This is a genomic window from bacterium (genome assembly GCA_037131655.1).
Classification (GTDB): Bacteria; Armatimonadota; Fimbriimonadia; order Fimbriimonadales; family JBAXQP01; genus JBAXQP01.
Window position 1 is genome coordinate 1 of record JBAXQP010000154.1, and the last position, 6,665, is coordinate 6,665.

At 48.2% G+C, this 6,665-nt stretch carries 7 protein-coding genes; 2 read left to right on the forward strand and 5 right to left on the reverse strand.

What is annotated here, in order from left to right:
• Window positions 1-516 (forward strand): hypothetical protein (locus WCO51_08145; GenBank protein MEI6513229.1); only part of this gene is annotated, 516 nt, incomplete at its 5' end.
• Window positions 504-2,099, forward strand: a complete 1,596-nt coding sequence (locus WCO51_08150) for a hypothetical protein (GenBank protein ID MEI6513230.1) — start codon at window positions 504-506, stop codon at window positions 2,097-2,099. The genes WCO51_08145 and WCO51_08150, both read left to right, overlap by 13 nt.
• Window positions 2,100-2,136: 37 nt before the next feature.
• Here WCO51_08150 and WCO51_08155 read toward each other — a convergent pair whose 3' ends face one another.
• The 5 genes from WCO51_08155 to pyrH are packed head-to-tail and all read right to left on the reverse strand — an operon-like array spanning window position 2,137 to window position 6,502.
• Complete coding sequence (locus WCO51_08155) at window positions 2,137-3,198, reverse strand: M50 family metallopeptidase (protein ID MEI6513231.1); 1,062 nt, start codon at window positions 3,196-3,198, stop codon at window positions 2,137-2,139.
• A gap of 29 nt (window positions 3,199-3,227) precedes the next feature.
• Window positions 3,228-4,412 (reverse strand): 1-deoxy-D-xylulose-5-phosphate reductoisomerase, encoded by a 1,185-nt coding sequence (locus WCO51_08160; GenBank protein ID MEI6513232.1) that lies wholly within the window; start codon window positions 4,410-4,412, stop codon window positions 3,228-3,230.
• Window positions 4,412-5,200 (reverse strand): isoprenyl transferase, encoded by a 789-nt coding sequence (locus WCO51_08165; protein MEI6513233.1) that lies wholly within the window; start codon window positions 5,198-5,200, stop codon window positions 4,412-4,414. Before WCO51_08165 ends, WCO51_08160 begins: the two co-directional genes overlap by 1 nt.
• Complete coding sequence (gene frr / locus WCO51_08170; protein MEI6513234.1) at window positions 5,200-5,757, reverse strand: ribosome recycling factor; 558 nt, start codon at window positions 5,755-5,757, stop codon at window positions 5,200-5,202. Before frr ends, WCO51_08165 begins: the two co-directional genes overlap by 1 nt.
• Window positions 5,750-6,502, reverse strand: coding sequence for a UMP kinase (gene pyrH / locus WCO51_08175; GenBank protein ID MEI6513235.1), 753 nt, complete (start codon window positions 6,500-6,502; stop codon window positions 5,750-5,752). Before pyrH ends, frr begins: the two co-directional genes overlap by 8 nt.
• Between the last annotated feature and the right edge of the window lie 163 nt (window positions 6,503-6,665).

A 6,665-nucleotide genomic window follows, 5' to 3' on the forward strand; every position in this document is an offset into this window, starting at 1 on the left:
GCGATAGCGGGGTTTTCGGCATGGGTTCTCCTTCGCGCCTCAAGTTGGTGGCAAAAAGATATTGATAAGAAATTTCCCCGCCTAGCATTTTTAGCGCCATCAGCAATTATTCTATTTCTCCTGATTAACATCGGATGGCTGACCAACTGGTATACCCATCGCACCTACCAGATGGAAGCGGCGACCAAGTGGATGCAGGACAATATGAAGAATGGGGATGTTGTGGTGGGCGATTGCGCGCCGCCGCTTTGCGCGGAAACTCAGATACAAAGTGTTCTGGTCAGTCCAGGCCTTTGCAATTGGCCATATCCTATCGAGCGATTTAATGCCACTTACGTAACGATGTTGGGTGATGGGGTTCAGGCGGAAGAATGGTGGCGGCGGGGCTACCCAGACCTAATCCAACCAGCCAATGTCGCCCACATCTTCCAATTCGGCAAGTATAAAGTCTCTCTCTATAAGATTCCGCCCCAAGGACCGGGACGCAATAGGACTGAACAAGCATGGCCTCTGTAAAAACGCAGCCAACAGAATCGACCCTAAATGACCGAAGGTTCGTACTACTAGCCGCATTTGGATTTGCTCTGCTGACCCTAATGCCCTATTTAATTGGCGCTATATTAACCTATGGCCGCCATTATCTCTGGCTTAACTTTAATGCTCAGGACAACTGCGTTTACCTTGCCTGGATCCGACAAGCATGGGAAGGGCATTGGACATTCACAAACCGCTTCACCACCGATTCTCAGCACAGTATCACTATCAACTTATTCTTCTGGCTACTTGGACGGCTTTCTCGCCTAACCGGCCTATCGGGTCTGTTTTGGCTTCACACAGCCCGAACAGTTGCCGCATTCGCATTCGTACCGGTGGTTTATGCGCTCTTAAGACAGTTGGATATCGAGACGCGCAAAGCTAGATGGGCGCTTCTTTTTGTGCTGCTTTCATCCGGCTTTGGATGGCTATGGTGGTGTGCTTGGTGGAGACCTATTCGGCTCAGTACCCCCGTTGATATGTGGCAACCGGAAGCGATAACTTACCTCAGCTTCTATCTCAACCCGATTTTCGCTGTATCGCTGCTCTTAATGGTCAGCAGCTTCTATGCATTGCTTCGAGCAGAAAAAGAAGGAAGCTGGCGCTGGGCATTTGGCGCAGGCCTATTGATGCTTATCATCGGCAACATCCACTCCTACGACTATCTCCATCTGGCGGCAGCATGGGGGCTGTATCTGGTAGTGCGAAGAGCCAATAGAAAAGTCTTAGTACAATCAGCCTCAGCATTTCTCATCGCCATGCCATCGGTGGCTTATCAATATTATCTTTACAAAACAGAAGCCGTATTCCGACTTCGCGCCGATGTCCCAACTCTTTCGCCGCATCTTTTCTATTATATGATGGGTTATGGTCTACTAATGATCGGCACAATCCTGCTCCTAGCTTGGCGGCAGAGAACAAAGACGCACCCATTCCTTATATGTTGGGCGATCGCCGGTCTGGCTATAGCGTATGTCCCCGTTGCCTTCCAACGAAAGATGCTCATGGGAGAACACATCCCGTTGGCGGCGCTATTTGGAATCCTGCTAATAGGATTGCTGGAAAGCAAAGCTCCAAAAAAGGTAGCAGCAATCGCATTTGCTATCTTAATGCTTACCACATTCAGCAACATTCGATGGGTCTATCGGGACTTGGTCCGTGTACAGGTCCAATCGATGGATGTATTGAAAGAAGATCGAACTTCGATAACCTCAGGCGAAACCGAAATGTTGGCTTGGATAGACGCGAATCTGCCGAAGAATGCAGCGATATTAGCCCCTCCCTCGTTTTCACTCTACATCCCGCCATTTGCTGGCAGACGAGTGTATTGCGGCCATTGGGGAGAAACTCCTTTTTATCCAACCAAACGATTAATTGTCTATGGAATGCTAGCCGGTGGAATAGCAGAGGAGTTGTTAGCAAACACAAAAACTGACTATATCGCCACCTATAAAGGCAAACCAGCCTGGAAAGGAATCCAGCTTGATGACCTCTCGAAGAACACTCCTCCTTGGCTGCATCTAGTGCACTCCAATAAGAAAATGCTCCTCTATAAAGTTCGCTGAAACCATCTGGCGGCTTTAGGAAGGGATCTTCTTTACCCTAAGGCATTTTGTGGTTGATGATACGGGCAATGTCAAGATACATTACGGACATGAAGATGCCTACGATCATCACAAGCCCTATGTATTGGACCACTACTTGAGCACGGAGAGAAAGCTTTCTCCCCCCCCTTAATCGCTCAACAAAAAGTAATAGTATATGACCGCCGTCTAAGATTGGGATCGGGAATAAGTTAATAAAGCCCAATGAAATACTAAGAGAACCAGCCAGCATTAGAAGTGAGCCAAATCCTTTCTCTGTGGCTTTACGAGTGATGCTCACAATTGCAATTGGCCCCCCGACATTCTCCTTGATCTTCTTGCCGCTCTTAAACATCCCTACCATATCGCCAAGCATTCTCACAGTAAACTGGGAGCCAAAAACGAATGCCTGGGCTGGACCGAGACGTTTTAATTCATATTCAGGTGAAAAGCCGATTTTGGCATTCTGGCTGAACTTGCCGCTTAACGGGTCTATGTTTTTTGGAGAAGCTTTTAACTCAATTTGAGAGCTGCCACGCTTGATTGAGAGTGTGATTACCTTACCGCCACTCACTTTGACTATATTGTACATAGTATCCCAATTCGGCGTCGGCTGGTTATCAATCGCTAAAATACGGTCCCCTGTCTTCAACCCTATTCTAGAAGCTTCAGATTTAGGCGATACTACATCTACCACTGGAAGCGGGCGATCAGCTACTCCAACTGACATACAGAGAAAGACAAAAACGATATACCCGAAAAGAATGCTCGCAAGAGGACCGGCAAAAACAGCAAAGACACGTTGACCCCATGATTTCGTGCTGAATCCACCTTCGATATCTTCTTCATCAGGAGTCATTCCTGCAATTTTTACGAAGCCGCCAATTGGAAGCCAACGAATGGTGAAGAGGGTTTCCCCATGATGGCCAAGTCTAGCAAGAATCGGCCCCATTCCAATTGCAAACTCATCAACGCGCATTTTAGCGCGCTTAGCGGCCAAATAATGTCCGCCTTCATGCGCTAAAACCAACAGGCCTAATATGATAATGAAATTAATTACTGAAAATATCCAAACTTGCATCAGTTCTAAGTCCTCCTACTGCCCTGTTCCTACTGCCCTGTTCCTTCTGTCATTGAAACTGCTACCTGGCGAGCAACTTTGCGCGCCCATTGATCGTTTTCAACAATCGATTCAAATGAAACCTCTACAGGGTTATGCCGCGTCATCACTATTTGTATAATACGTGGAATCTCTGCCAAAGCGATCTTTCTTTGTAAAAATAATTCGACTGCAGCTTCATTGGCTCCGTTCATGACCGTCGGCATAGTCTTGCCCGTTCGCGCAGCATGATAGGCCAAGCTCAAGCATGGAAACCTCTGCGTGTCCGGTTCCGTAAAAGTCAAACCGCCAACTTTTGTAAGGTCAAGTCTTGGGAGATGGCTATCTACCCGCTCAGGATAAAGAAGCGCATATTGAATGGGCAGACGCATATCAGGAAGGCCCATTTGCCCCAAAATCGAGCCGTCTTTAAACTGGACCATCGAGTGAACGATGCTTTGCGGATGAATCACTACTTCAATCTGACTCACGTCCACCCCAAAAAGCCAGTGAGCCTCGATAACCTCAAGCCCTTTATTCATGAGGGTTGCGGAATTTATAGTTACCAAAGACCCCATCTGCCAAGTTGGATGCTGGAGCGCCTCATCAACCGTTACCCGATGCAAATCTGAAGCTGAACTGTTAGCGAAAGGCCCTCCGGAAGCGGTAAGAAGTATCTTTTCAATCTGCTCCGGTCGGCTTCCCTGAAGGCATTGGAAAATAGCCGAATGCTCGCTGTCGATGGGTAAAAGAGGTGCTTTTTTCCGTTTGAGCATCTTGGTAATAAGCTCACCGCCTGCCACCAAAACCTCTTTACTGGCCAAAGCAATCGTTTTGCCGGCTTCAATTGCGGCAACAGTCGGCTTAAATCCAGCGACACCGGCAACGCCCACAACCACTATGTCAGCCTCTGGCATCGTGCTCAGTTCACATAAACCTTCGATACCCTCAACCACTTTGACATCAGTACCGGCAAAGATATCACGCGCCTCGCGTGCAGCTTCGGGATCGACTAAACCAATAAGCTTAACTCCCAAGGCACGCGCTTGTTCGGCAACTCCGGCAGCATTTTTATTGGCTGCAAGAGCGACAATCCGGATTTCGTCCTTAAGGCGTGAAGCAACATCCAATACCTGTCGACCGATCGAACCGGTCGAACCAAGCACGACTACTCGCCTAATTCCATTCTTTGACACTACTTCTTCTCAATTCCCCCGAATTTTCGTATGCGCTTTTGATAATCAATCAGCGCCGTTATCAATTCGTCCTTTGTAAAATCAGGCCAAAATGTTTGGGTGACATAAATCTCCGCGTAGGCAATCTGCCACAAGAGAAAATTACTCACCCGCATCTCCCCCGCAGTTCGAATGAGGAGATCAGGGTCAGGCAATGCAGCCGTATAAAGCCGGCTCGAAATTGCATTATCATCGATTGATTCGGGATCGAGCGCCCCAGCGGCAGCTTCACGCGCCAGTGATTTAGCGGCATCGACAATCTCTGCCCTCCCGCCATAATTGATTGCCAGGTTAAGTGTCAGGCGGGTGTTATTCCGTGTCGTCTCCATACCCGTTAAAAGAGCTTCTCGAAGCGAATCAGGAAGTTGATCTATTCGCCCGCAGAAGGTTACTCGAACCCCGTTCTTATGAAGTTCACGAAGCTGCTCTTTAATCGCATGCTCAATGAGGCTCATCAAACCACTAACCTCATCCATCGGCCTTCGCCAATTTTCAACACTGAACACATAAAGCGTCAGCGTTGAAATGCCTACATCCGTTGAGAACCTAACAATCTCTTGGACGGTCTTATAGCCACGACGATGACCCAATAAACGAGGAAGGCCGCGCTTCTGAGCCCAACGGCCATTGCCATCCATAATAATCGCGATATGCGAAGGAAGCCGTGTTAAATCAACACCGTGAGATTGCGCATATTCGCGAGTGGATGCTTCGCTCGAATCGATTGCGGAGCGCCCCTTGGATGCCATCAGACCTCCAACAGCTCTTCTTCCTTCTTCTTCTGGAGCTGTGTTGCCTGCTCGATATATTTATCAGTCACTTTCTGAACTTTTTCTTCTGCGCGCTTACGATCATCTTCCGATATCTTCTTAGCTTTCTCTTCAGCCTTGAGGTGATCGTTGATGTCGCGTCGCACATTACGAATAGCCACATGAGCTTCTTCACCGCGCTTATGAAGCTGCTTAATCATTTCTTTGCGGCGATCTTCAGTCAAAGGCGGGATATTCAGGCGAATACCGGCGCTATCGGACATTGGGTTAATACCAAGGTCTGACTTCTGAATGGCCTTTTCAATAAGCGGATAGGCGCTCTTATCCCAGGGTGTAATGAGAATTTGGCGTGGTTCAGGTACGCTGATATTAGCGAGTTGATTAAGATGGGTTGGCGTCCCAAAATAATCGACTGTGATCCGTTCAAGCATCATAGGGTTCGCCCGTCCCGTACGAAATGTTTGAAAATCATGGCTAGCATGCTCCACGGCCTGCTGCATTCGTTTTTCCGCATCTTTCAATAGGTCTTCAACCATCTTGTTTCCCTCCAATTGTAGTGCCGATGTTTGCGCCTAGTACTGCGCGCAATATATTTCCATAATCATTGATATCGAAAACGATGACCGGAAGTTTGTTCTCCATACACATGGCCAATGCTGTCAGGTCCATAACCTTCAGCTTCCGCTCAATCGCCTCATCGTAACTGAGAGCATTATATCGAATGGCATCCGGATAGATGTTTGGGTCTTTATCGTAAACGCCATCGACTTTTGTCGCCTTCAAAAGCACATCCGCGTGAAGTTCAATGGCTCTAAGAGAAGCAGCCGTATCGGTCGTGAAGAACGGATTACCCGTTCCAGCAGCCAAAATGACCACTCGACCCTTTTCAAGATGTCGAACAGCTCGTCGCCGAATAAACGGCTCGGCTACTGCCGACATAGTGATTGCGCTTTGGACGCGTGTTGGAACGTTGAACTTCGTTTCTAGGGCTTCTTGAAGAGAAAGTGAGTTAATAACAGTGCCCAGCATCCCCATATAGTCGGCAGTGGCGTGCTCCATTCCACTCTCGGCAGCAACGTTGCCTCGAATGATATTGCCCGCGCCAACTACGATGGCGATCTGGACACCTAATGCCTGCACTTCGGCGATTTCGCGGGCGATTTTATGGATGGTCTCGGTATCGAGACCAAACCCTTTGCCGCCCGCAAAAACCTCACCGCTGAGCTTTAGCAATACTCGCTTAAAGCGAGGATTATCTTCAATGTCATCATCAGCGACCAACCTAGACCTCCTCAGAGGTGGTTAGTTTGACGAAACGCTTAACGCGAACCTTCGCGCTCCACTTCTTTTCAAACTCTTCAACAAACTTGCCCACCGAGAGTTTGTCATCTCGCCAATAGGCCTGATCCATAAGCGATTGTTGAGAGATCAAACCCTTTTCAAC